Here is a 25,873-nt window from a genome sequence, read left to right on the forward strand (position 1 = left end):
ATTATGGTGGCCCTACGGGGATTCGAACCCCGGTTTTTGGGTTGAGAACCCAACGTCCTGGTCCACTAGACGATAGGGCCATTTAATTGGCTGGGGAGGATGGACTCGAACCATCCCTACCTGATCCAGAGTCAGGCGTCCTACCAACTAGACGACTCCCCAGTTAAAACTATGTTAATGATAAATAATAGATTAAGTTTTGTCAATAATTTAGTATAATTTATATAGTTAATTATATTCTAAAATCTACCTCTACAAAAACCTTAGATTTCAAGAGTTAAGCGAACCATCATGAGAAAAGATAAAATAATGTCTCTTAAAGATATATATCTTAATTATATTTTTATGTTACAGGTAGAAGGTAAATCTAAAAAGACTCTTGAACAATACACAATGGTTTTAGATGATTTTATTGATTTTGTTGGCGATTTAGAAAATATTTCTGTCTTAAAAATTTATCAATATATTCAGACCCTCAAAGAGAAGGGATTAAAGCCTCATACTATTCATGATTATACAAAAATAATAAAAATCTTCCTTAATTATCTTTACAGAGAGGAAATTATCACACAAAATATTGGGGAAAGATTAAACCTAATTCCTTACCTAAGCAATACCCATATGTTTTAAACGATGAACAAGTTTTTAGACTACTTAAAGCATGTCCCAAAAAACCCTTTAAGGATTTTAGAAATTATACGATCATTCTAAAATTTTTAGACACAGGTATAAGGCTCTCCGAACTTTTAAATTTAACTGTCAATGATGTTAACTTAATCAAAAGAAGTCTCCAAAACATGGGAAGGGTGGTAAAGATAGAGAGGTTTATTTTGTAAAAGAACTTGCAAAAGTTTTAGCTCAGTATATCAAAAAGAGAGTTTTTATACCTTGTTCTTCACATACTCTTAGACATACATTTGCGAATAATTTCATAAGAAATGGTGGAGATGTGTTTACTTTGCAAAGAATACTTGGAGATTCTGACATTACAACTTGTATGATATATGTTCATCTTAGTGGAAAGGACATACAACAGGCAATGATGAAGTTTAGTCCAGTGGATAGATTGGAAAGATATTAAAGTTTTTGGGTGGGGGGTGGGAAAGATGTTTAACGTATCCCAAGTTTGTCTAATATCTCTTTAGCTTTTATTAAAACTCTCTGAGCATCTTCATACTTAATCTCTTTATCACTGTTGTAATCTGCATCATTACGATATCTCCTAATCGTATCTAAAGTTCTACCTATCCTCTTTTCATCAGAATTTTGTGATCTCATATAATAATCAATAACTTTTTTATGGACATCTGAAGAAGTATAACTCCTATATTCTGTTCTATTCCTTGCAATACAAAAAACACCATAGTAAGCCCTACTTATCCCAGAGCGTAGATAAGCTTCTCCTCCTTTATTTATCAATTCTTTTGCAACTCTTATATACTCTTTCCAGTCAAAACTCATAATGACTCTTCTGTATAGTTTAACCTTCCATTAACTTTGTCTAATATTTTTAAAAACCATGTTTCAAAAAGTTTATTTTCTAATTCTACTGCCTTCTCAGGAGATAAGTTCGTCTTTATTACAATAAAAAGCTCATCCCAATCCCCCTCAGGATCGTGATGAATTTCAAGATAAAGTGGGAATTCTCCAAAAACCTCTTTAATTTTTTCAATTGCTTCCTCAAGTATTGGAATTAGGTCCTCGTTAGATTTTAAAAACCTTTCTACTTCGTCTTTATTAATGAACTCATATTTTCTCTCTAAAAGGGCAATTTTGTGCTCTAATGATTGGAAGACAGAACTTTCCACCCTATCCTCAGTAGGAATTTCAGGCATTTTAATATTACTAACCCCATAGATAAAAGAAAATGGAGGATTAACTAAAGAATATAAATTTTGATGGTATTCAGGTTTTTGCATTACACTAATTCCTCCTCAAAGGTTTCTCTTAATTTCTGAGTGATAGACTCTTCAAAAGCATGCTCAATTCTTTCATGAGCTTTATCAAGCCATATCGGGAGTTTGTCAAAAGAAATATATTCTGGAGTTATCATAGCATAATCAATATCAAGTACTAAGGAAAGAGCTTCTTTCTTTTCAGGTATGACTGTTGCAAAAGATAATATAAGATTTTCGTTTCCTTCCTCGTATGGAAACTCTACTCTTGTTAAAAAAGTAGAGTAAGTTTTTGGCAATCCTTCGGGAATAAGAGGATAATATCGAAAATAATCGCTTAATTCTATAGAATTAGAAAACTTAAAATTGTTTATATATCTAAGACCTATTCTTTTTAAACCTTTAGGATTTGCTATTTCTTTGTAAACATTGAAGTTATCTAATATCATTTTTTTAAAAATTTCCCAATTGGGATATGGCTTTAGTTGATTAATGACAAAAATATGTGGTGCAATTTGAATCAAGGCAGTTTTATCCGTTTTAATAAATTTAAGTCTTGGTGGAGTTGGTTCTATAATTTGTTCTATACCTTTTTCTGAAGGTTTTAATTGTATACCAATTCCCATATCTTGTGTCTTTTCTGGAAACTCTTTTCTTACCTTTTCGTATACTAAACCCGGTATTGTCATGTCCCATTCTCTATCTGGAATAAACTCAAATTCACACAATGCTTCTACAACTGGGGGATTTTTATATCTTCTTCCCATTTAATTTCCTCCCAAATCTTAAAGGTAAACTTTCATAATCTTTTATAATATATAACAAAGAATAATAGGTTGTCTACTATGTAAGGATTACTTTTGCAAATAGGTATGGACATAGGTACCAGTATAAGTAGTAATGAAGTAGAGGAATAAAAAACCTTCTTCCTCTAAATTTTCAATCAACTTCCTGAACTTGAATAATAACGAAGTGCAAAATTCCAAAGTTTACATACAATTAGAAAGAAAATAATCGAAACTATTGGAGATATAATCACAAACACCAAACTAAATTTGTCGTTTGTTATATAAAATAAACTTGGATAATATGAAGCAAAACCAATCGGAATGATTACAGTAAATATAAGCCTAAGTATATCGTTATATATTGTAATTGGATATTTAGAAAACTCGGAAAGTTCCATTGCAAGATTAGAAAGGTCAGTATGAGCAACCGTAAAGAACGACACCATAGAACCTAATAAAGTCAATGATGCATATATTAGACTCCCTGAAATAAGCAGTAAAGGTAAGAAAATGATTTTTATTAAAGTTAGTTTTAGTTTGGTAACAGCAATAATTAGTATAATAATCCCAAATATTAAATCCCCTATTCCATCCTCATCAAACGAATCTGTCATTATTTGAAAAATGACATTTACTGGTCTTAATAAAAATCTATCCAACATGCCAGTTCTTATATAATAGGGTATTGACATTGTATTAACAAAAAAATAATGCCATATACCAAAACTGGTACTTGAAAAAGCATACAAAAATAAAATCTGATTAAAGTCCCACCCTCTAATATTATCAACAATATTAAATATAAAAACGATGATCAAGATATTTATAAGATTTTTTAAAATCAGTGCAATTATTCCAAAAACAAAGTCCAAGTTATACTCCATAAGAGAACTAATGTTTATCTTAAAAAATTGAAAATAGAGTTTCAAATACCTAAAAAGTGTTTCCTTCATAACCTAACCACCTTGATTTATTAGTTTTTTCAGAGCCTTTCTATAAACTAGCCTATATAGGAAATACAAAATTATTATCCACACAAATTGATATCCTAAGATGAATGAAAAACTATAATTAGATTTTCCTATAAAAAACTCTAATGGCGTAAAATATATAATCTTGAACGGAAGGAAATTCACTATTTTTTTAAATACCTCTGGATATAAGGTTATCGGCATAATCTTTCCCGCAAGTATTGCCATCACTACATACTTAAAACTCTGAATTCCCCAAATACTCACTGTATAAAAAGACATAATACCAAGAATTAACTCAAAATAGAATGTAAAAATATAAGAAAAAAGCAATATAACCAGAAATTGTAAAATGGTTAAAATACCATTTTGGGATAATTCAGGAACAAAAATTAACATAATTCCTATAGCAGGTAATGCGTTGGTTAACAACTTATAAATACTTCTTCCTATTGATTCGTAAAATAGCTGTATTTGAATGTCAACTGGCTTTAACAAAGTATGAATTATATTCCCAGTTCTTACATAATCGCTAAACTCTCAACTTACATTGGAAGGTAAAATAAAGTCAATAACCTGTGACATATAAATATATACTAAGATATCTTTGAACGTATATTGTTCTATGCTAAATGAGACCGTTGAGGCGTATATAGCCTTCTACAAGAAATATTGGATGATTATATAAAATAAAGTTGTCAAAAAATTAAAAAATGTTGCCAATCTATATACATATTGCTCTAAAAAACCAATTCTTATTAACCGAAACATTAACTTTATGCGAGCACTAATAATGTCCACAGTCTTAAGCATTATGATATATTTCCCTTTTCTTTGATATAAATCTGCTTAACTATTTCTTCAAGGTCTTGATATTTTATCTCCATTTCTACGACAAAATTTTCCCTCAAAATCTCTGTTATTATCTGTGAAACATAATTTTTTGGTACTTCATTAATTAATAAGCGGTTTTTAGAAATTTGATAAGAGAATCTTTTAACAATTTCAGGGACTACTATGTCTTCCTTTTTCATAATAAATAAGATTTGACTTTGAATATTAAAACTATTGATGATTTCATTTTTTTGTCCGTCTATTATGATTTTTCCCTTATCTAAAATCAATATCCTTTCGCATACTTCTTCGATATCTGAAATATCATGGGTTGTGAGAATAAGTGTAACCTTATTTTCCTTTTTTAATTCTTTAAGAAAATTAAGAATCGCTTCCTTACTAAAAATATCTAACCCTATGGTTGGCTCATCTAAAAATACAATTTCAGGATTATGCAGAAATGCAGCACACAATTCAACTCTCATTTTTTCGCCTAAACTTAATGTCCTTACTGGTCTATTCATAATTTCGCTAATATCGAGAAGTTCTGAAAAGAATTCAAGTCTACTAATAAAATCTTTATCATTAATCCGATAAATTTCTTTCAATAATTTAAAAGATTCAATGGCTGATATATCCCATCTTAATTGACATCTTTGTCCAAAGACTGCACTTATTCTATAATTATTCACTTTCCTATATTTTGTTGGTACATTTCCTAAGACCCTTACTTCTCCGTATGTTGGTTCCAAAATTCCAGTTAAAATCTTAATTAATGTGGACTTGCCAGCTCCATTTACGCCAATTAGACCAACAAATTCATTTGAATTTATCGAAAAGCTTACATTATCTAAGGCTTTGATTTCTTTTAAATTTTTTTGAAAGAGCTTTCTTAGATTTATATCTTCATAAGTTCTATAAATTTTCGTCAAATTTTTAACTTCAATAACCTTCATTTTAAAAGTTTATACTCCCAATTTTTAATTTCGTTCCACCTCATATCTCTATCATTTTTTTTCTACCTCTTTATCACCCACTTAGATCATACTTTATCTGCATAATATCTTCAAATCGTAGCATATCTTAAAAAACGCTGTGATTAATTATAACAACTATATATACACAAAAAAGTAGATTTTATTGTATAATTAACTTAAAAAAGGTATAAGGTTCCCGAAAGGGATTAAAAGGGAAGTGCGGTGGAAGTCCGCCGCGGTCCCGCCACTGTGATGGGGAGCCTTCTCCATAATGCCACTGGGGAAATTTCCCTGGGAAGGCGGAGAGGGCGATGAACCAGAGCCAGGAGACCTGCCTTATACCTTATAAAGGGTCCAACTCCTTCGAGGAAAGGAGGTTGGAGTAAATAATACTCTACCTTTCTTCGAGGGGTAGAGTTTAATTTTTTTTAAGGAGGTGTAATTTTATGAAAAGATCTTTAAGGATCTTATCTATCATTGTCCTATTACTTTTATGTATTAGTTTCTCAAAAACAAACTTTCCTATTGAGGTAAAGGATGATTTAGGAAGAGTTATAAAATTTTCACAAATTCCCAAAAGGATTGTTTCTTTAGCTCCCTCCTCTACAGAAATTTTATTCGCATTAGGGCTTGATAAAGAGATTGTAGGTGTAACAGACTTTTGTGATTACCCAAAACAAGCTCAAACAAAAGAGAAAGTTGGAGGATTTAGCAATCCTAATGTTGAAAAAATAGTAAAATTAAATCCCGATCTTGTAGTTTTATATAAAAGCTTTCCTAAGGAGATATTCAACCAACTTACTCAACTATTACCAAATACCAATTTTATAGTGCTCGATCCCAAAAATTTTGAAGATGTATTAAATAATATTCTACTTTTAGGAAAGATTACAGGTAAAGAAACATCCGCTCTTAAAATTCATGGAAATATGTTAAGAAGATTAAAAGAGATAGAAAGAAAACTTACCTTTATAAAGCCCTCTAAAAAAGTTCTATTTTTGCTCTGGAATGATCCCTTTATTTCTGCATCACCATCCACTTTTATAGGAGATTTGTTTAAAAAATTAAAAGTAATAAACATTGTGGAGAATGAAACTCCTGAGTACCCTATATTGAGTATTGAATATATTGTTAACAAGAATCCAGATTATATAATAATTGGAGAAATGAGTGGAATAAATATAGATTCAATAATAAATAAACCTGAATTTTCAAGTATATCCGCCGTAAAAAATAGAAAGGTCTATTATGTTAATGATGATTTAGTTTTTAGACCTGGACCAAGATTAATCGATGGCTTAGAAGCCCTATTTAGAATATTTTATCCTAATCTGTAATAAAATAATTAATGGAAAGAAGAAAGGAATTATTACTGCTAATACTGATTTTGATTTTAGTCTTCTTCGTATCCATATGGACGGGAGGGGGGATTTCAAACACTAATATATTCTGGAATCTAAGACTGCCAAGAAGCTTATTAGTTATCTTGGTGGGAGGAAATTTGGCTATTTCAGGAGCCATCCTACAAGGATATTTTCATAATTTTCTCGCAGAACCTCATATTATCGGTATTTCTTCTGGAGCTGCCCTTGGAGCAACTATTTATTTTATTCTTGCAGGTGGCACATGGGAAATTGATCCCCTATTGACACCCTGGATGTCCCTTTTAGGAGCTTTCTTTGTACTAATAATTCTGGTTTTTTGGAATAAAAAGTTTAAACTAAATTCTCAGCTTATACTTCTTGGAGTTTCTCTTAATGCGTTACTTTCGTCTATTATCTCTTTTCTGCTTTTCTGGAATCAAAAGGTCTTTCAAGGTATATACTTTTGGATACTTGGAGGGTTCAACGGTAAAGGGTGGAGACATTTAGAAATTACTTTTTTTTACTCTTTAATTGCTATTCCATGGGCATTTATTTGGAGGGATAAATTTAATATACTATCTTTAAGCGAAGAAGAGGCTTATAGCTTAGGATTAGATGTTAGAAAATATGAAACATATTTATTAATATTGATCTCTCTTTTAATAGCTCCATCTGTTGCAACATCTGGAATTATTGGCTTTATTGGACTAATATCTCCACATATTATGAGACTATGGAAAACTTCAGACTATAAATGGCTTATACCCTCAAGCTTTCTTGCAGGAGCTATAATATTAACTATCTCTGATATTGTTGCAAGAAATATATTCTATCCTTCAGAACTACCTATTGGCATCATTACCTCTTTTTTGGGAGTTCCCTTTTTTATCTATCTTTTAATGAGGAGTAAAAATGATTAGAATAGAGAACTTAACGGCAGGATACAATTCTAACATTGTTATAAAAAATTTAAGCTGGAGTTCTCCAGAAAAGGGGTTTGTAGGAATTTTAGGACCAAATGGAGCAGGAAAAACTACTTTTTTAAGGATATTAATAAAATACTTACTACCAAAAGAAGGTTATGTTTTTATAAAAGGGAAAGAGATTAGAGAATATAAACAAAAAGATCTTGCAAAAATTGTAGCTTTTCTTCCTCAAAAAAGTATTCCAGACCTATCATTTACCGTAGAAGAATATATTTCACTGGGTAGGTATCCATACTCTCGCTTTTGGTACTCTCTTAGCAGGAAAGATAAGGAAAAAATCCGCAATATAATGGAAATTACTGAAACTATTAAACTTAAAGATAAAAAACTATTTCAGCTTTCAGGAGGAGAACAGCAAAGAGTAAACTTAGCAAGAGCCTTAATCCAAGAACCTAAAATATTATTATTGGACGAACCAACAAATAATTTAGACCCTTACTACCAAATATACTTTTTAGAATATATTAAGAAATTGGGGAAAGAAATTCTTGTTATATCAAGTATTCATGATATAAATTTAGCCTCAATATATTCGGATTACATCATGTTTTTAAAAGATGGAACACTATATAAATATGGAGAAAAAGAAGAAGTTTTAACCCTTCAAAACCTAAAAAAAGTTTATAATTTATCCTTTATAGAAGTTACAACTCCAAAAGGAAAAATATTTTTACCAGTCAGGTAAAGGAGTTCTTGACATATACCTTTCAATTAACCATGTTCTTATAATTAGAGATAGAAGAATACCAAAAACAAACCATGATAAAGTAGAGATAAACAAAATAACAAAAGTGTATAGAAATATCTTGGATTCAATCTTTCTTGCTGCAAGGACAAAATGTTTACTTAGCGTAATTTCTCCTTTTACGCCCCCAGGATATTCTCTAAAAGTCCATATATTACTTAATAAACTTGGAATGTTGAAATTGAAGAAATAAAAACCAAAAGCAAAACCACATAGTATTTCATAAATAGTTTTTGAAAATCCAGCATAGGTTACAAGATACCATACAAAAATTATGTATATTATAACCACAAAGTTTAAAACCCAAAAGCCAAAGGAAGGCTTCTTTTTTTCCTCTTTCTTTTTCTCCTCCTCTTTTCTCCATGGAGGTACAATTTCTTTTTTACCTTCCACTGGTCTACCCTCTACGCTAACAAATTTACTTGCATCCTCTTTATAGGCAATCTCCTCTCTTTTCTCTAATCTTCTTGACCAGATTAGTAAAAAAGTTAAAAGAATCGGCATAAACCATGGTTGATAAATTAATCCCATCTCTAAACCCCCTTAAAATTAAAAGATTTATAATATAGAACTACAGATCTTGGATCCTCATCCTCGAATATTCCTACACCACTAACAATTATATTTGCCCCGTTTTCAATAACAGAGCCCACAGTATTCCTATCAATACCACCATCTACCATTATATCAAGATTTTTTTTACTATTTAAAGCCTTTTTCCTTAACTCATATATCTTTCTTAAAGTAAAAGGTATCAATTCCTGTCCCCCAAAACCTGGATTTACTGTCATAATTAATACCATATCAATCTCATCTAAAAGATAATCTAAAGAAGAAAGAGGAGTTGCAGGATTTAAGACCAAATAAGGTCTTACACCTTTGCTTTGAATATACTTTATTAATCTTTGAGGATGATAAGTAGCTTCAACATGAAAGCCCAACTCATCTACTCCTGCAGAAATAAAAGCATCTACAAATAATTCTGGTCTCTCTACCATTAAATGCACATTTAATGGCTTATTTGCAATCTTTTTTATGGTTTTAACAAAGGAAGGTCCATAACTAAGATTAGGTACAAAATGCCCGTCCATTATATCTACATGCCATGCATCTATAATATCCTCAATCTCTTTCATTGACTCTTCAATCCTTAATAAATTTACTGCTAAAAGTGAAGGATATACTTTTATCATAACTACCTCCTTAAGGAGTCATGGTCTCTGTTTGCTCAGTACCTGTTTCCGTACTTTCTAAAGGTGTTTGAGTATTAATAGATGAAGACTCAGTCCAAAGAAGGATATTGCTACCTTTTTCTACAAAAAAATTACTATCTGGTACTTGTCTAACAACATATCCATTTTCTGAGGGAGTTACCTCAACTCTTAATCCAAGTTTTTCTAACAAATTTCTTGCATCTTCAACATTCATATGTTTAACATCAGGAACCAAAACTAATTTTGCAGGCTGACTAACCCATAGATCAATTATGCTTCCTTTTACTGTTCTTGTTATTGGGTTTTGATCAACAACAATAATATCATTCTTTGATTTATCAACTACTACCCCTATTATCCTACATCTAAAACCATTTTCCGAAAGTAATTTTGTAGCAGTTATTATATCTTTACCTCTTACATCCGGTACATTCACTATATCACTCTTAGGGACAAAAAATATGTTTATAATACTGTATACATTTAGAGCAATTAAGAGTATTAAAAGACCAATAAGAATATATGGAGTATATTCAAAAATTTTATTCTGTTTCTTCATTTTTTCTAATCCACCTCACTACATATTTTCCTCTCAATTGTCCACATCCAGCCTTAATTTCTTCTCCCTTAGAAATTCTTAATGTCACATTAATACCGTGATCCATCAAATAATTTTCAAATTTTTTTATCTTCATAAGGGATGGTCTACTCCATGGAAATTCATCCACAGGATTCCAGGGAATTAAATTTACATGGGCAGGTCTTCCTTTTAAAAGTTCTACCAATTTTTTAGCCATTTCTTGAGTATCATTTATGTCTTCCAATAGAACATACTCAAAACTAATTCTTCTCTTTGTTCTTTCCGCATAGTACCATACAGCTGGCATCAGTTCCTCTAATGGGTATTTTTTGTTTATAGGGACAAGAAGATTTCTTAATTGATTATCTGGAGCATGTAAAGAAATAGCAAGAGTTAGTGGTATCCCCTCCCCTGCCAATTTATAAATTTCTGGAACAATTCCTACTGTAGAAATAGAAATATGTCTTGCCCCCATATTTAACCCCCATGAGGAATGTATTACTCTTATAGATTTCATTACATTATCATAATTAGCTAAGGGCTCTCCCATTCCCATATAAACCACATTAGTTAGATCTTTTTTTTCACTTTTTAGAATCAATTTTGCGAGTAAAACCTGTGAAACTATCTCACCACAAGAAAGATTCCTTTTAAATCCTATAAGTCCAGTAGCGCAAAATTGACACCTAAAAGCACATCCAACTTGTGTAGATACGCATAGTGTCTGTCTATTTTGATGATACATAAGTACAGCCTCAATAGTTTCTCCATCCCAAAGCCTTAACAAAAATTTCTTTGTATCCTTCTCTTCTATAGTCTCTATGACTTCAGGTAAGTCAAAAGAAAAATCTTCATACAGTTTTTCTCTTAGTGACTTAGGAAGGTTAGACATATCTAATGGATTTAAAACAAGTTTTTTATAAATCCAATCCAATATTTGACCTGCCCTATAGGGTGGCTCACCAATTTTAGCCATATAATTTTTTAGTTCTTCAATATTATAAGAATAAATACTATCCTTCATTTTTGATTAAGGCTATAAAAAATCCATCAGTATTGTATTCATAGGGAATTATTTTTAAAAAACCTCTATATAAGCTATCTTTGAAATGAAAATTCTTCAACTTAAAATTTATATTTTCTTTCAGAAAGCTTAAAACTACTGTTTCATTTTCCTGCCATGTCAAAGTGCAAGTACTATATAAAATTTCTCCTCCTCTTTTTACTAATTTTCCAGCTCTTTTTAACATAGCAAGCTGAAGTTTTGAAAGCTCATATACATCCTCTCTTTTTCTTCGCCATTTAATTTCTGGCTTATGCCTTAAGACACCAAGCCCAGTACACGGAGCATCCAAAAGAACTTTATCAAAAGTACCATCTAAGCTCTCAGGAATACTTAAAACATCCATATTAAGAGTTTCTATTATGCTAATTCCTAATCTTTTAGCATTCTTCTCTATCAATTTTATTCTCGTTGAATTTTTATCAATAGAAACTATTTTCCCTCTGTTATTCATAAGCTCCGCAAGATGAGTTGACTTTGTACCAGGAGCGGAGCACAAATCTGCAACCCTTTCTCCTGGTTTTGGATTTAATATTAATGAAGTTAACATACTTGCTTCACTTTGTACTGTAAAATAACCTTTCTTAAAAAGTTCATAGTTTTCAAAATCAAATCCATTCTCTATTATTAAGGCATCCTCTACCAATAAGCCATCTCTGTATTTAATTCTATCTTTTTCTAACAGTTTTTTTAATTCTTCTTTATTAGTTTTTAATTTGTTTACCCTAATAGAAATTGGGGCTGGAAAATTATTAGCTTCAGCTATTTTAATAGCAATTTCATCTCCTAAATATTCTTTCCATTCATCTAATATCCATTGAGGATGAGAAAGCTTAACATCTTCGGGTAAATTAGAAAAATCATAATTTTCGTTAACAATTTTTCTAATAACCGCATTTATGAGATTTTTCTCTTTTTTCGCCTTCATCTTTGCTATTTCTACTAACTCATTCATTGCTACAGGTAAAATTGTATTCTCTAAGAAATATTTATGATAAACTGCCATTCTTAAAAGAATTTTTGACCACAGAGATAAATCATCAGGTTTTTTAACAAATCTTTTCCAAACAGCATCAAGAGTTAATTGCCATCTCAAAATTCCATAAACAAGTTCTGTTATAAAAGATTTCTCTTTTTGGGATAAATCTAAAGAGGGAAGGAAACTTCTTAACATCAAGTTGGCGTATCCTTCCCTCTTTTCTATTTCATAAAGAATCTCAACCGCCTTTAATCTTGCTCTCATTAATCTCTTCTTCTCATATTTGCTAAAAGGATAAGCCTAAAGAGTTGTAAGATGGCCATAGCAGCTGCTGCAAGATATGTTAATGCAGCTGCATTTAAAACTGCCTTAACACCCTCACTCTCCCTTTGAGTAACAAGCCCTGTAGTAAGTAAAAGTTCCCTTGCTCTTTTACTGGCATTAAGCTCTACCGGTAAAGTAATAAGATAGAAGAGAACTCCTAAGGAAAACAAAAGAATTCCTATATTCATCAAAGAATAGCTTCCAAAGATAAAACCAATTAAGAAGAGAGGAAATGCCATATTTGTACCAAAACCAGCAATAGGCACCAATGAAGATCTGAGAGCCAAAGCAAAATATCCCTCCGCATGTTGAATAGCATGTCCTATTTCATGGGCACAAACTCCAAGAGCAGAAATGGAAGGTGAGTAGTAAACAGGTTCCGAAAGTCTTAGGGTTTTTGTCCTTGGATCATAATGATCAGTAAGAGCTCCTGGCGTAAGCTCTACTTTAACATCATATAGTCCAAGAGAGCTTAGTAATAGTTTTGCAGCCTCTGCCCCTGTGATTCCTCTTGAATTAGGAATTTGTGAATAATACTCAAAAGTAGATCTTACTTTCCAGCTTGCATAAATACTAAGAATTAATGCTGGTAACAATATTATATACGTTGGATCCCAAAAAAAGAACATATATTATCGCCTCCTTCGCTATTTATTTCCATATCTTTAGACTTATATTATATTATAACTCTTTCAAAAAGTCATTTTTTGATTGACAATTAGCAAATTTTTAATTATCATACTAAATGAAAATAAACGATTTTTTAAACGATTATGATTTAATTCTAAAATGATATATTAAATAAAATAAGATAAAAGGGGGATTAAAACGCCGAAACTCAATAGTTACTACAAAAAATAATAGAAAGGAGGGCTTAGATGTTACATTATATTTTAAGAAGAATTTTATACATGATTCCCATGATGATTTTAATCTCTATATTAGTTTTTATCGTGATTCAACTTCCCCCAGGAGATTTTTTAACCTCTTATATTTCTCAACTTGCTACCAGTGGAGAATCTGTTGACCTGGAAACAATTCAGGCATTAAAGGCAAGATACGGCTTGGACAAACCTCTATATATGCAATATTTAATATGGATTTGGAATATGTTTCAAGGCGATTTTGGAAGATCACTACTTTGGAATAGACCTGTCAGTGAACTGATTGGAGAACGTCTTGCCTTAACATTTGTTGTTTCTCTTTTTACATTAATATTTATTTGGATCGTATCTTTTATTATTGGAGTGTATTCTGCCACACATCAATATTCAATCGGTGATTATACCTTTACATTATTAGGATATCTTGGTTTAGCTACCCCTAATTTCATGTTAGCTTTAATTATTCTTTGGCTTGCATATTCCTATACAGGAAAAAACTTAGCAGGATTATTCTCCCCAGAATATATAAACGCACCATGGAGTTTTGCCAAGTTTGTTGATATGCTAAAGCACATTTGGGTCCCTGTAATAATAGTAGGAACAAGTGGGACAGCAGGATTAATTAGAACATTAAGAGCAAATCTTTTAGATGAATTAAATAAGGCTTATGTACTAGCAGCAAGAGCTAAAGGACTTCCAGAAAGAAAAGTAATATTTAAATATCCTTTAAGATTAGCGATGATTCCCTTTATAGGAAGTGTTGGTTGGTCCCTGCCATTTTTAGTCTCTGGTGCAGAAATTACTTCTATTGTTCTGAATCTACCAACATCAGGTCCTTTACTTTTAAGTGCTCTTCAGAACCAGGATATGTATCTTGCTGGAGCTTTCATACTATTTTTAAGTCTATTAACACTTTTAGGGACTCTCATTTCTGATATTCTTTTGGCTTGGGTAGATCCAAGAATTAGATTCGAGTAGGGGGTATATTATGGAGGAAGAAATTAGATTAGTAGAGGAAGAAAGGATTTATGTCGCATCCCAATGGAAATTAATGTGGTGGAAATTTAGAAAACACAAAATGGCAATGATAAGCGTTGGTGTATTATTAGTTTTCTACTTGATTGCTATTTTTGCAGAATTTGTTGCCCCTTATGATCCTCATAAGTATGATGTTAGATATGTGCTTGCACCTCCCCAAAGAATTCATTTCTTTGATGAAACAGGTTTTCATTTTAGACCTTTTGTCTATGGATACAAATTAGAATTAGATCCAAATACTTTAAGGAGAATTTATATTGTAGACAAAACTAAAAAGTATCCAATTTATTTCTTTACAGAAGGACCTGAATACAAATTACTGGGTATATTTAAAACTAATATACATCTTTTTGGAGTTAGAGAGGGACACATCTTTCTCTTTGGAACTGATAGCATGGGAAGGGATCTTTTTTCACGTATAGTTTACGGAACAAGAGTTTCAACAACAGTAGGACTAGTAGGCGTCTTTATTAGTTTCATCTTAGGGATAATTATTGGTGGTATCTCAGGATATTTTGGGGGCGTCATAGATTTAATAATTCAAAGGGTTATAGAAGTACTAAGAAGCGTACCTACATTACCTCTATGGATGGCTCTTTCTGCAGCTCTTCCTCCTCATTGGGACCCAGTAAAGGTGTATTTTGGAATAACTATTATTTTATCATTAATTGGATGGACTGGACTTGCAAGAGATGTGAGAAGTAAATTTTTATCATTAAGAGAAGAAGATTTCGTTACAGCAGCAAGATTAGCAGGATCTTCTGAGATAAGGATAATACTAAGACATTTAGTTCCTTCCTTCTTAAGCCATATTATAGCTTCTTTAACTTTAGCTATTCCTAATATGATTATAGGAGAGACATCCCTTAGTTTCTTAGGTCTTGGTATTAGACCCCCTGCTATTAGTTGGGGGGTTTTAATCCAAGATGCTCAAAATATTAGGACAGTAGCTCTTTCCCCCTGGTTATTGATTCCTTTCATTTTTGTTGTGATAGTAGTTCTCGCTTTTAATTTTGTGGGAGATGGCATGAGAGATGCTGCAGACCCATATGCTAAATAAGGAGGAAGAAATATGAATAATAATAAATTGTTAGAAGTAAAAAACTTAAGGACATACTTTCTATTAGATGAGGGGACTGTAAAAGCAGTAGATGGAATAAGTTTTGAGATAAACAAAGGTAAAACCCTTGGAATTATTGGAGAGTCTGGATGTGGAAAAAGTGTAACCGCCCTTTCTATCATGCGATTAACAGGACCAAAAAGCAAAATCGTAGAGGGAGAAATCATATACTATCCTGAGGATAAAGATAAACCTATTGATATTGCAAAACTTGATCCCTTAGGACCGGAAATGAGAAGTATTAGAGGTAAAGAAATTTCTATGATATTTCAAGAGCCAAGAGCATCTTTTTCTCCTGTGCATACCATAGGCGAACAAATTATAGAAGCCATTCAGCTTCATCAAAAATTAGATAAAAAAAGAGCAAGGGAAGCTGCAATTGAAATGCTAAGGGTTGTAGGAATCCCAAGACCTGAGCTCAGAATAGATGAATATCCTCACCAGCTTTCTGGTGGTTTATGCCAAAGAGCCATGATAGCAATGGCACTTTCTTGTAAGCCCCAACTTTTAATTGCAGATGAACCTACCACTAATTTGGATGTTACAATCCAAGCTCAAATATTAGAACTTCTTAAGCAACTTCAAGAGTTATTTGGTATGGCAGTAATTATGATTACTCATAATTTAGGGGTTATTGCGGAGACTGCAGAAGATGTCATTGTCATGTATCTGGGAAAAATTGTAGAAAGCGCAAAAGTAGATGAACTCTTTGAAAATCCACTTCATCCTTATACAAGAGCTTTAATGGAATCAATTCCCCATATAGGACCAAAAAGAAGAAGATTGAAAGCTATAAAAGGAATAGTACCTGATCCTTACAATTTGCCTAATGGTTGTACTTTCCATCCAAGATGTGAGTACGTAATGCCTGAATGTAAAGAAAACTTACCTGAATTGAAAGAAGTGAAACCAGGACATAAGGTAAGTTGCTTCTTATATAAATAGAGAAGAGGGGGAAGGAAATGCAAAATACAATTTTATTAGAAGTAAAAAACTTGAAAAAATATTTCCCTATAACAGAAGGATTTACAAGAAAATTAGTAGGATATGTAAAGGCTGTTGATAATATAAGTTTTTATATAAAAGAGGGTGAAACTTTAGGACTCGTAGGAGAGTCAGGATGCGGAAAAACTACAACGGGAAAGGTTATTCTCAGAGCTTATGATCCTACTGATGGAGATATTATTTTCTACCTTAATGGAAACCCTATAAATATAGCCAAAATCACAAATAAAGAAATAAAGCCTCTAAGAAGATATATGCAGATGATATTTCAAGACCCATATACCTCCCTAAATCCAAGAATGACTATAAGGGATATTATAGGAGAACCTCTCTTAGTAAATAATTTAGCAAAAGGGAAAGACTTAGATGAGAAAGTAGCAGAACTAATGAAAAGAGTAGGATTAAGACCTGAATATATGAGAAGATATCCACATGCCTTTAGTGGAGGACAAAGACAAAGAATAAGTATTGCAAGAGCCATAGCTTTAAATCCCAAGTTAATTGTTTGTGATGAACCTGTATCAGCCTTAGATGTTTCTATACAAGCCCAAATACTCAATCTATTAAAAGACTTACAAGAGGAATTTCATCTTACATATCTTTTTATCTCTCATGATTTAGGGGTAGTAGAACATATATGTGATAGAGTAGCAGTAATGTATGTAGGGAAAATTGTAGAAGTAGCAAAAACCGAAGAATTATTTGAAAACCCAAAACATCCTTACACAGAAGCTCTTCTTTCCGCAGTACCTAAACCAGATCCAAAACAAAAAAGAAGGAGAATCTTGCTTAAAGGAGAAGTACCAGATCCATCTAATCCACCTTCAGGATGTGTTTTTCATACCCGTTGCAACTACGCAAAAGATATATGTAAGGAGGTGATGCCAGAATTAATAGAAATAGAAAAGGGACATTTTGTTGCTTGTCATCTTGCAGATAAATTAAGTCTGCAAGGTATTCCCATCTCCCCTAAATAAATATATGGAGGTGGAAAAATGAGATTATTAAAGCTTGTCTCCCTTTTATTAGTCCTTCTATTAGTTTTTGGAAACAGCATAACTGCTCAAAAGAAATATAATGAAGCACCAATGCTTGCGGAACTTGTCAAGCAAGGAAAACTTCCTCCTGTAGAACAAAGACTTCCAAAAAATCCTGTAGTAATTAAGCCTTTCGAAGAAATAGGAACATATGGAGGTACATGGAGAAGAGCATGGCTTGGAGCAGGAGATAGATGGGGAATTGCTAAAATATCCTATGATGCATCCAATTTATTCCGCTGGAGTCCTGATGGTACTAAGGTAATTCCATGGTTAGTAGAAAAATATACTGTTTCTCCTGATGGTAAAGTATGGACATTTAAATTAAGAGAAGGTGCAAAATGGTCAGATGGCACTCCTTTTACCACTGATGACGTAATGTTCTGGTATGAAGATGTAATATGTAATGAAGAATTAACTCCAACATTTCCCGGTTCGTTACTTTCAGGAGGAGAAAGAGCAAAATTTGAAAAAATTGATACTTACACATTCCGTGTAACATTCAAAGAACCAAATCCTCTATTCCTATACAACTTCCCAGCCCAAGGTTGGTTCATAGATAACTCAAAAGGCTCGTTGGGATACTATGCACCAAAACATTATTTAATGCAATTCCATCCCAAGTATACCCCAAAGGAAAAAATAGAAGCTGAAGCCAAGAAAGCAGGATTTTCAAAATGGTATGAACTATTCCAATTCAAGATTGATTATATTCAGAATCCAGATTTACCTACAATGGCACCATGGAAAGTAATAAGTAAAAGCCCTCAAGAACCTGTATACATCATGGAAAGAAACCCATATTATATTGCAGTAGATCCTCAAGGAAATCAGTTACCATATATAGATAGAATAGCTCACTATTTAGTTAACGACGCAGAAATGATAAACATGAAAGCAATTGCAGGAGAAATAGATATGCAGGCAAGACACATGAGACTATCTAATTACACTCTATTTATGGAGAACAAAGACAAAGGTGGATATAGAGTATTAAAATGGAGATCTGGAGTAGGTGCAGATCCAGCCATATTCTTAAACCAAAATATAAAAGATCCTGTAAAAAGGAAGTTATTCCAAGATGTAAGGTTTAGACAAGCTTTATCCCTTGCCATAAATAGAGATGAAATAAACAAAATGTTATATTTTGGCTTAGGTACGCCAATGCAAGCAGCAATTCCTAAAGGAGCTGCATATTATGATGCTGCCTGGGAAAAAATGTATGCAGAATATAATCCAAAGAGAGCCATGCAGATCTTAGACGCTATGGGATTAAAGAAGGATAGTAGTGGATTTAGACTTGGACCTGATGGGAAACAAATTCAGCTTACCATTGAATTTACTACCTATCCAGGAAATGCTAATATTCAAGTCATAGAGCTAATAAAGAGCTATTGGGAAGCAATAGGAATAAAAACTGCTATTAAACAAATAGATCGAAGCTTATATACCACAAGATGTAATTCTGGTGATATTGAGATAGGAGTATGGGTAATGGACCGTTGCTCTAACTTCATATTAAGTCCAGGAAGATTTCTTGGAACTATAACTGATGGACCATGGGCACCATTATATGCCCAATGGTATTCTTCAAAGGGTAAATCTGGAGAAGAACCAGCTGGAGATATAAGAAAAGTTTATGAATTATGGGATGAAATAGTTAAAACAGTGGATAAGGCTAAAAGAGATAGTCTAATACGACAGCTTGTTTCCTTACATAAAAAGAATATTTGGATTATAGGAACGGTAGGAGCATTACCTCAGCTTGTAATAGTAAATAACAAGATGAGAAATGTACCAGATGGTTTGATTTGGGATGACCCATTAAGATCAGAACTTAACTCATATCCAGAACAATTCTTCTTTAAACAGTAAAATTTAAAATGAGGGGGAAAGTATTTAGCTTTCCCCCTCTAATATTTAAACGAGAAAAGGAGGAGAAGAGTGAAAGGAAAACAAAATTATGATTTGTGCTGGCTAAATTATAGACCCATAAATATTAGTGATGACTTAAAAGTGACCCTTAAACATTTAGTATTAATAAATGTAGATTCTAAAATAATAAGAGATGAATACAAAAAATTTTGTAGGAGTAGTTTTAATATAAATCCGCAATTCAAAAGTTCCATCTCAAATATGGATTCTTGCGTCATTTTAGGACTTATTAAAGATCTTAAGAATTTATTTCCTCATTTGAACTCTGTAGAATCTTCTCTAAAAATGGGAGGATTTTATATAACAAAAATTAGTAACCATCCGATGAAGATTCTAATCGTAGGAAGTGATAATATTTCCCTCCTTTATGCCCTTTTCAAATTTTTTGAGATATTAAGGATTAATAGTTCGTTAGATCTTAATATTATAGAAAATCCTAAACTTGATTTGAGATTACTCAATCATTGGGATAACCTGGATGGAACTATAGAGAGAGGATATTCAGGTAAATCAGTATTTTTTAAAGATAACAAAATCATTATTAATGAGAGAACTTACGATTATGCACGTCTTATTGCCTCTATAGGAATAAATGGTGTAGTTATTAACAATGTTAATGTAAAAAAGAATGAAATAGAATTAATAACCTCAAAATATCTTAAAAGGTTATCACAACTTGCTGAGGTTTTTAAAGATTATGGTATAAAAATATACCTCAGTATAAATTTTGCTTCACCAATATACCTTGGAAACCTGGAAACTGCAGATCCCTTGGATAAAAGAGTACAAAACTGGTGGAAAGAAAAGGTAAAAGAAATTTATGAATTTATACCTAATTTTGGTGGGTTTTTAGTTAAGGCAGACTCAGAATTTAATCCTGGACCTTATGTTTATGGTAGAACTCATGCAGATGGAGCCAATATGCTATCAGAAGCTTTATCTCGGTACAATGGAATCGTAATCTGGAGAGCCTTTGTATACAATTGTATGCAAGATTGGCGAGACTATAAAACAGATAGAGCAAAAGCTGCTTTTGAGAATTTCATGCCTTTAGATGGATCCTTTAATGATAATGTTTACCTACAAATAAAATTTGGTCCTATGGACTTTCAAGTTCGAGAGCCGGTATCTCCATTATTTGGTGCACTGAAGAAAACAAATCAAATCTTAGAAATTCAAATAACTCAAGAATATACAGGTCAACAAATTCACCTATGTTACCTACCTACCTATTGGAAAGAAATTCTCAACTTTGATACTTATGCAGAAGGAAAAAATTCTGAAGTTAAAAAAAGAATTAGAGGTATAGCTGGGGTCTCTAATATTGGTGATGATATAAATTGGACTGGACATGACTTAGCTCAGGCAAATTTATATGGATTTGGAAGACTTTCATGGAATCCTGATGAGGATGTAGAAAAAATTACAAAGGATTGGATTGTTCTAACTTTTGGAAAGAAAGAGAAGGTTATTAATAATATTTTTTACATGCTAATAAAGTCCCACAAAATATACGAAAAATATACTACTCCTTTTGGACTGGGTTGGATGGTGAATCCAGGACACCATTATGGTCCAAATCCTGAGGGGTATGAATACTCCCACTGGGGAACATACCATAGAGCAAACTATGAAGCTATAGGAGTAGATAGAACATCAAAAGGAACAGGTTTTACTCTACAATATAATTCTCCGTGGAGAGAAATATTCGATAATATAGAAACATGTCCAGAAGAACTACTACTATTTTTTCATAGAGTAAGATATGATTATAAGCTAAAATCAGGTAAAACTCTTTTACAATCTATCTATGACCTACATTTTGAAGGAGTAGAAGAGGCGGAGCTTCTTAGGGAGAAATGGATAGAACTAAAAGATGAAATTGAAGATACAATTTTTCAAAGGGTATTAAATAGGTTAAATATGCAAATAGAGCATGCAAAAGAATGGAGAGATGTAATAAATACTTATTTTTATAGAAAAACTGGGATTCCTGATGAAAAGGGAAGAAAAATATATCCATAATTTTAGGAGGCTATAAAAATGAAAGATAATGAATGGAAAATTTTAGTGGACTGTGCCAATTTAAAGGAACAAGAAAGAATTCCTATAGCTCTTATTGTGGATAGTCCATGGATACCAGGCTTTTTGGGTATTAAGCATACTCAGTTTTATGCAATTCAAGAAGTATGGTTAAATGCCTATTTTACTATTAAAAAGCTATTTCCAGAAATTATATTTATACCAGATTTTTGGGTTGAATTTGGCATGGCTCAAGAACCATCTGGCTTTGGTTGCAAAATTCAATTTAGCGAAAATCAAACTCCAAATATTAATCCAATTATTGAATCCGCAGATGACTTAGGAGAATTTTTAAAAAGATGCAAAATCCCAAATCCAAAGACTGACGGACTAATGCCTATTGTTTTAGAGATTTATAAATATGTAGAACCAAAAATAAATGAAAGAGGCGAAAAAATAAAAATTGTTGCCAGTAGAGGTCCCTGTGCAATAGCAAGCCACTTAATGGGAGTTACAGAATTTTTAGTTGCTGTTAAAGCCTATGAAGAAGAAGCCCAAAAACTATTAGAAATAACGACTCAACTTGTTATTGATTGGTTAACAGCTCAAATTGAATCATTACATGAGGTAGAAGGCATTTTAGTTTTAGATGATATTGTAGGATTCTTTTCAGAAAAGGATTATTTAGACTACATACATCCCCATCTGAAAAAGATTTTTTCTTCCTTCAATTTTCCAGTAAAAATGTACCACAATGATACAGATAATCCAGTGCACTATAAGTATATTCCAGAACTTGGAGTTAACATATTTAATTTCACCCATTTACAGGACATAAATAAAGTCTATGAGCTTACAGAAGGAAAAGTATGTCTAATGGGCAATATTCCACCCCTTGATGTTCTTGCATTAGGAAGTGAAGAAGATGTAGAAAAAAGTGTAGAGAATTTGATAAAATCCTTTGGGAAAAAGAGGGGTTTTATATTATCTGCTGGTGGAGGAACATCTCCAGGAACTCCCGAAAAAAATATAAGAGCAATGATTAGAAAAAGCCAAACAATATAGGGAGCCCATAAAAGGGCTCCCTTTTTTTATCTATTTAATAAGTTATTTACTAACGATACTGCGGAAACTGCATCTTCTCCATAACCATCCGCCCCTATCTCCAACGCAAAAGTATTAGTCACAGGCGCACCTCCTACAATTACTTTTACCTTACTTCTTAAACCTTCCCTTTCTAAAGCCTCTATAGTAAGCTTCATGTTTGGCATAGTAGTAGTAAGAAGCGCAGACATTCCCAAAATATCTGGTTTATGCAATTTAACAGCCTCCACAAATTTTTCTGGTGGAACATCCACTCCCAAATCAATTACTTGATAACCTGCTCCTTCTAACATCATAGCTACCAAATTTTTCCCAATATCATGTAAATCTCCTTTAACCGTTCCTATTACAATCTTCCCTTTTAATGGTAGTCCGCTTTTTACTAATAGTGGCTTTAAAAGTTCAAGTCCTCCCTGCATGGAACGTGCAGAGAGCAAAACTTCTGGAACAAAGTATTCTCCATTTTTCATTTTCTCCCCTACGATAGTCATTCCTACAATTAATCCCTTATTTAATATATCTTCTGGAGAAATGCCTTCTTTAATTGCTAACTCCACTAACTCTTTAACCTTTTTCCTATTTCCTTCAACAACTGCACTGATTAATTCATTAAAATCAAACATAGATCCCTCCTATTCAACAAAAACATCGCTGAAGTATTTTCTATCCTTAGTTATAACTTTTGTCTCTGTGACTTCAAATCTATCACTTAATCTTATGTCTTCAGAGGAACTTCCAATGAATACTTCAAATACTCCAGCTTCTACAATAAACCTCATAAACTCATCATAAAAGGCAAGTTGTTCTGGATATAATCTAAAAGTGATCCTCTTCTTCTCTCCAGATTTTAGAAATACCTTTTTAAAGCCTTTTAACTCCTTTACTGGTCTTTCTAAACTTGCCCATTCATCATGAATATATAATTGAACTACTTCTTCTCCATCATATTTTCCTGTATTTTTTATATCAAAGCTTATATCTACAAAACCTGTAGGAGAAACTTTCTCTGGACTTATCTGAAGATTTGAATACTCAAAAGTTGTATAACTTAGTCCATGACCAAATGGGAATAGAGGTTTAGTATCTAATGTTATATACTCACTAAAGGCAGAGGGTTTTCTATTATAATAAACGGGGATCTGCCCTACTTCTACAGGAACTGATATTGGGAGTTTTGCGGAAGGATTATAATCGCCGAAAATTATGTCAGAAATAGCATTTCCTCCCTCTTCACCTGGATACCAGGCTTCTAAAATCGCAGGAATGTTTTCCTTTGCCCATTTTATAGTGAGAGGTCTTCCATTAATTAGAACTAAAACAATAGGTTTTCCTGTAGAATGTAATAATCTTAATAATTCTTCTTGACGTCCTGATAAATTTAAATCTGATCTATCATTTCCTTCTCCTGAGATTCCCCTCTTAAATAAACCACTTCTCTCTCCAAGAGCTACAATAACAACATCAGAACTCTTAGCCAAATTAATAGCTTTCTCAAACTCTTCAAAATCCCCTACAATGTCACAACCTTTTACATACTCAACTTCCACATTATTTCCTACTTTATTTTTAATTCCTTCAAACAAAGTAACAGTATCTACTACCACTGATGCATCACTTAATTCTCCTCCTTCAGTAATAGAAGGCATATGAGCTGAAAAACTGTAATCTCCATGCATACAAATTTTGCTATTGCCATTTGGACCTATTATTGCAATTTTCTTTAGTTTAGATTTATCTAATGGTAATAATCCATCATTCTTCAGCAAAACTATAGATCTTCTCGCTACCTCTAAAGAAAAGTCTCTATGCTCTTTGCTATTAATAATGTTAATTTTTGAAGTGTCTGTTAAATAATTATCAAATAAACCCAATAAGAATTTAGCTCTTAAAACCCTCTCTACGGCCCTATCAATAACCTCCATAGAAATTAAACCTTCCTTTACTGCCTGAATTAATGGTTCTCCATAACAGTTAATATTAGGAAGTTCAATATCTATACCAGCTTCCAATGCTTTAATGGCAGCCTCTTTTAAATCCTTAGCAGTTTTACGGAATGTATGAAGCATCTCAATTGCTATATAATCTGAGACTACAAATCCTTTAAAGCCCCATTCCTCTCGTAAAATTTTTGTGAGAAGAAATTTAGATTGAGCGCATGGAACTCCATCAATCTCATGATATGCATTCATTAGAGACTGAGAACCTGCCTCCCTTATTGCAACCTCAAAGGGAAATAAAAACACTTCTCTTAATTCTCTTTCTGATACTCTTGCAGGTCCTAAATTCCTTCCTCCCTCAGAAATGCCATATGCAGTAAAATGTTTCACAGTAGCTATAATTCCCTCGCTTTGCAACCCCTTTACATAGGATGATGCCATTTTAGCAACCAAATATGGATCTTCTCCGAAGGTCTCTTCTGTTCTTCCCCATCTTGGATCTCTGGGAATATCAAGAACTGGAGCTAATCCTTGATGTACCCCAACGGCTTTCATTTCCTTTCCAATAATAGAAGCAACTTTCTCTATCAATTCTGGTTCAAAAGTACTTGCTAAACCTATAGCTTGAGGAAAGACTGTTGTTCCTGGTGCCATAAAACCAGATAAACATTCCTCATGAATAATAGCTGGTATACCTAATCTCGTTTCTTCTTTAAGAAACTTTTGTATTTCATTAGCAATTTCTATAGTCTTTTCAAAAGTCATATCTTTTTGCCCTGCTAACCTTGTTATTTGTCCTATTCCATTCTTTAAAAGCTCTCTTGCCTTTTCTCTTGAAAATTTACCATTCTCAATCAACGAAGTAGCAAAAACAGAAGTAAGTTGAGCAACTTTTTCTTCCAGGGTCATTTTTGAAATTATTTCTTTTATTTTAAACTCTTCTCTTTGCATTTAAATATGCCTCCTTTCTAAATTTCTCTCAACAATTACGCAACCGTTTTATAACTTTATAGTATTATACTACAATTATAAAATAAAGAATAGATTAACCTCTATTGAATTTTTATTCTT

26 protein-coding genes, 2 tRNA genes, 1 pseudogene and 1 riboswitch are annotated in these 25,873 nt (G+C 32.4%); of the genes and pseudogenes, 13 read left to right on the forward strand and 16 right to left on the reverse strand.

The window, feature by feature from the left end:
• Window positions 1–4: 4 nt before the first annotated feature.
• Both CBR30_07725 and CBR30_07730 read right to left on the reverse strand, forming a co-directional pair.
• A tRNA-Glu gene (locus tag CBR30_07725) sits at window positions 5–80 on the reverse strand.
• Between the two features lie 7 nt (window positions 81–87).
• Window positions 88–162 (reverse strand) — tRNA-Gln (locus tag CBR30_07730).
• Window positions 163–291: 129 nt separating this feature from the next.
• On the opposite strand from CBR30_07730, the gene CBR30_07735 reads away from it, so the two are divergent.
• Genes CBR30_07735 through CBR30_07745 form a run of 3 tightly spaced genes read left to right on the forward strand, consistent with a single transcriptional unit; the run spans window position 292 to window position 1,081 of the window.
• Window positions 292–630, forward strand: a complete 339-nt coding sequence (locus tag CBR30_07735; GenBank protein ID PMQ01053.1) for a hypothetical protein — start codon at window positions 292–294, stop codon at window positions 628–630.
• Window positions 588–836, forward strand: coding sequence for a hypothetical protein (locus CBR30_07740; protein ID PMQ01094.1), 249 nt, complete (start codon window positions 588–590; stop codon window positions 834–836). The genes CBR30_07735 and CBR30_07740 overlap by 43 nt, the downstream gene beginning before the upstream one ends.
• A gap of 29 nt (window positions 837–865) precedes the next feature.
• Window positions 866–1,081 carry a hypothetical protein gene (locus CBR30_07745; GenBank protein PMQ01054.1) on the forward strand — a complete coding sequence of 72 codons (216 nt, stop codon included), beginning with the start codon at window positions 866–868 and terminating at the stop codon, window positions 1,079–1,081.
• Window positions 1,082–1,110: 29 nt separating this feature from the next.
• On the opposite strand, the gene CBR30_07750 is transcribed toward CBR30_07745, so the two are convergent.
• The 6 genes and pseudogenes from CBR30_07750 to CBR30_07775 form a co-directional block, all read right to left on the reverse strand.
• The gene (locus tag CBR30_07750; protein PMQ01055.1) at window positions 1,111–1,461 is read right to left on the reverse strand and encodes a hypothetical protein; all 351 of its coding nucleotides are present in this window, start codon (window positions 1,459–1,461) and stop codon (window positions 1,111–1,113) included.
• Window positions 1,458–1,919 (reverse strand): hypothetical protein, encoded by a 462-nt coding sequence (locus CBR30_07755; GenBank protein PMQ01056.1) that lies wholly within the window; start codon window positions 1,917–1,919, stop codon window positions 1,458–1,460. The genes CBR30_07750 and CBR30_07755 overlap by 4 nt, the downstream gene beginning before the upstream one ends.
• Entirely contained in the window at window positions 1,919–2,662 is a 744-nt protein-coding gene (locus CBR30_07760; protein PMQ01057.1) for a hypothetical protein, read from the reverse strand. The genes CBR30_07755 and CBR30_07760 overlap by 1 nt, the downstream gene beginning before the upstream one ends.
• Before the next feature lie 176 nt (window positions 2,663–2,838).
• Entirely contained in the window at window positions 2,839–3,636 is a 798-nt protein-coding gene (locus CBR30_07765; GenBank protein PMQ01058.1) for an ABC transporter permease, read from the reverse strand.
• A gap of 3 nt (window positions 3,637–3,639) precedes the next feature.
• A pseudogene (locus CBR30_07770) lies at window positions 3,640–4,455 on the reverse strand (hypothetical protein).
• A gap of 11 nt (window positions 4,456–4,466) precedes the next feature.
• Entirely contained in the window at window positions 4,467–5,444 is a 978-nt protein-coding gene (locus CBR30_07775; protein ID PMQ01059.1) for an ABC transporter, read from the reverse strand.
• A gap of 194 nt (window positions 5,445–5,638) precedes the next feature.
• Window positions 5,639–5,819: riboswitch (cobalamin riboswitch) on the forward strand.
• A gap of 92 nt (window positions 5,820–5,911) precedes the next feature.
• Between CBR30_07775 and CBR30_07780 the strand changes: the two genes are divergently transcribed.
• Genes CBR30_07780 through CBR30_07790 form a run of 3 tightly spaced genes read left to right on the forward strand, consistent with a single transcriptional unit; the run spans window position 5,912 to window position 8,500 of the window.
• The gene (locus CBR30_07780) at window positions 5,912–6,802 is read left to right on the forward strand and encodes an ABC transporter substrate-binding protein (protein ID PMQ01060.1); all 891 of its coding nucleotides are present in this window, start codon (window positions 5,912–5,914) and stop codon (window positions 6,800–6,802) included.
• A gap of 11 nt (window positions 6,803–6,813) precedes the next feature.
• Window positions 6,814–7,749, forward strand: coding sequence for a heme ABC transporter permease (locus CBR30_07785; GenBank protein PMQ01061.1), 936 nt, complete (start codon window positions 6,814–6,816; stop codon window positions 7,747–7,749).
• Complete coding sequence (locus tag CBR30_07790) at window positions 7,742–8,500, forward strand: ferrichrome ABC transporter ATP-binding protein (protein PMQ01062.1); 759 nt, start codon at window positions 7,742–7,744, stop codon at window positions 8,498–8,500. Before CBR30_07785 ends, CBR30_07790 begins: the two co-directional genes overlap by 8 nt.
• Here CBR30_07790 and CBR30_07795 read toward each other — a convergent pair.
• From CBR30_07795 to CBR30_07820, 6 genes are read right to left on the reverse strand one after another with little or no spacing between them, the layout of a single operon-like run.
• Complete coding sequence (locus CBR30_07795; protein ID PMQ01063.1) at window positions 8,486–9,091, reverse strand: hypothetical protein; 606 nt, start codon at window positions 9,089–9,091, stop codon at window positions 8,486–8,488. The genes CBR30_07790 and CBR30_07795 overlap by 15 nt on opposite strands.
• A gap of 2 nt (window positions 9,092–9,093) precedes the next feature.
• A complete protein-coding gene (rpe, locus tag CBR30_07800; GenBank protein PMQ01064.1) occupies window positions 9,094–9,753 on the reverse strand; it encodes a ribulose-phosphate 3-epimerase in 660 nt (219 codons plus the stop codon).
• A gap of 10 nt (window positions 9,754–9,763) precedes the next feature.
• Window positions 9,764–10,333 (reverse strand): ethanolamine transporter, encoded by a 570-nt coding sequence (locus CBR30_07805; GenBank protein PMQ01065.1) that lies wholly within the window; start codon window positions 10,331–10,333, stop codon window positions 9,764–9,766.
• Window positions 10,317–11,378 carry a 23S rRNA (adenine(2503)-C(2))-methyltransferase RlmN gene (gene rlmN / locus CBR30_07810; GenBank protein PMQ01066.1) on the reverse strand — a complete coding sequence of 354 codons (1,062 nt, stop codon included), beginning with the start codon at window positions 11,376–11,378 and terminating at the stop codon, window positions 10,317–10,319. Before rlmN ends, CBR30_07805 begins: the two co-directional genes overlap by 17 nt.
• Window positions 11,368–12,660 (reverse strand): 16S rRNA (cytosine(967)-C(5))-methyltransferase, encoded by a 1,293-nt coding sequence (locus tag CBR30_07815; GenBank protein PMQ01067.1) that lies wholly within the window; start codon window positions 12,658–12,660, stop codon window positions 11,368–11,370. Before CBR30_07815 ends, rlmN begins: the two co-directional genes overlap by 11 nt.
• Window positions 12,660–13,349 (reverse strand): peptidase, encoded by a 690-nt coding sequence (locus CBR30_07820; protein ID PMQ01068.1) that lies wholly within the window; start codon window positions 13,347–13,349, stop codon window positions 12,660–12,662. The genes CBR30_07815 and CBR30_07820 overlap by 1 nt, the downstream gene beginning before the upstream one ends.
• 249 nt (window positions 13,350–13,598) lie before the next feature.
• Here CBR30_07820 and CBR30_07825 point away from each other — a divergent pair, with 249 nt between their 5' ends.
• The 7 genes from CBR30_07825 to CBR30_07855 all read left to right on the forward strand — a co-directional run bounded on the left by CBR30_07825 (window position 13,599) and on the right by CBR30_07855 (window position 22,826).
• On the forward strand, window positions 13,599–14,582 hold the full coding sequence (locus CBR30_07825) for an ABC transporter permease (GenBank protein ID PMQ01069.1): 984 nt from the start codon (window positions 13,599–13,601) through the stop codon (window positions 14,580–14,582).
• Between the two features lie 10 nt (window positions 14,583–14,592).
• Window positions 14,593–15,702 carry a peptide ABC transporter permease gene (locus tag CBR30_07830; protein PMQ01070.1) on the forward strand — a complete coding sequence of 370 codons (1,110 nt, stop codon included), beginning with the start codon at window positions 14,593–14,595 and terminating at the stop codon, window positions 15,700–15,702.
• Between the two features lie 12 nt (window positions 15,703–15,714).
• Window positions 15,715–16,707 carry a dipeptide/oligopeptide/nickel ABC transporter ATP-binding protein gene (locus CBR30_07835; GenBank protein PMQ01071.1) on the forward strand — a complete coding sequence of 331 codons (993 nt, stop codon included), beginning with the start codon at window positions 15,715–15,717 and terminating at the stop codon, window positions 16,705–16,707.
• Window positions 16,708–16,724: 17 nt separating this feature from the next.
• Window positions 16,725–17,744, forward strand: a complete 1,020-nt coding sequence (locus CBR30_07840) for a peptide ABC transporter ATP-binding protein (GenBank protein ID PMQ01072.1) — start codon at window positions 16,725–16,727, stop codon at window positions 17,742–17,744.
• Between the two features lie 18 nt (window positions 17,745–17,762).
• Window positions 17,763–19,679: a peptide ABC transporter substrate-binding protein gene (locus CBR30_07845; protein PMQ01073.1), complete on the forward strand. Its 1,917-nt coding sequence runs from the start codon at window positions 17,763–17,765 to the stop codon at window positions 19,677–19,679.
• Between the two features lie 69 nt (window positions 19,680–19,748).
• Window positions 19,749–21,764, forward strand: a complete 2,016-nt coding sequence (locus tag CBR30_07850; protein ID PMQ01074.1) for an alpha-glucuronidase — start codon at window positions 19,749–19,751, stop codon at window positions 21,762–21,764.
• An 18-nt stretch (window positions 21,765–21,782) separates the two neighbouring features.
• Window positions 21,783–22,826: a uroporphyrinogen decarboxylase gene (locus CBR30_07855; GenBank protein ID PMQ01075.1), complete on the forward strand. Its 1,044-nt coding sequence runs from the start codon at window positions 21,783–21,785 to the stop codon at window positions 22,824–22,826.
• A gap of 26 nt (window positions 22,827–22,852) precedes the next feature.
• On the opposite strand, the gene CBR30_07860 is transcribed toward CBR30_07855, so the two are convergent.
• Together CBR30_07860 and CBR30_07865 are read right to left on the reverse strand one after the other, a co-directional pair.
• Window positions 22,853–23,488, reverse strand: coding sequence for a cobalamin-binding protein (locus CBR30_07860; GenBank protein ID PMQ01076.1), 636 nt, complete (start codon window positions 23,486–23,488; stop codon window positions 22,853–22,855).
• A gap of 9 nt (window positions 23,489–23,497) precedes the next feature.
• Window positions 23,498–25,753 carry a beta-glucosidase gene (locus CBR30_07865; protein ID PMQ01077.1) on the reverse strand — a complete coding sequence of 752 codons (2,256 nt, stop codon included), beginning with the start codon at window positions 25,751–25,753 and terminating at the stop codon, window positions 23,498–23,500.
• Window positions 25,754–25,873: the final 120 nt, after the last annotated feature.

Source organism: Dictyoglomus sp. NZ13-RE01 (genome assembly GCA_002878375.1).
Lineage (GTDB): Bacteria > Dictyoglomota > Dictyoglomia > Dictyoglomales > Dictyoglomaceae > NZ13-RE01.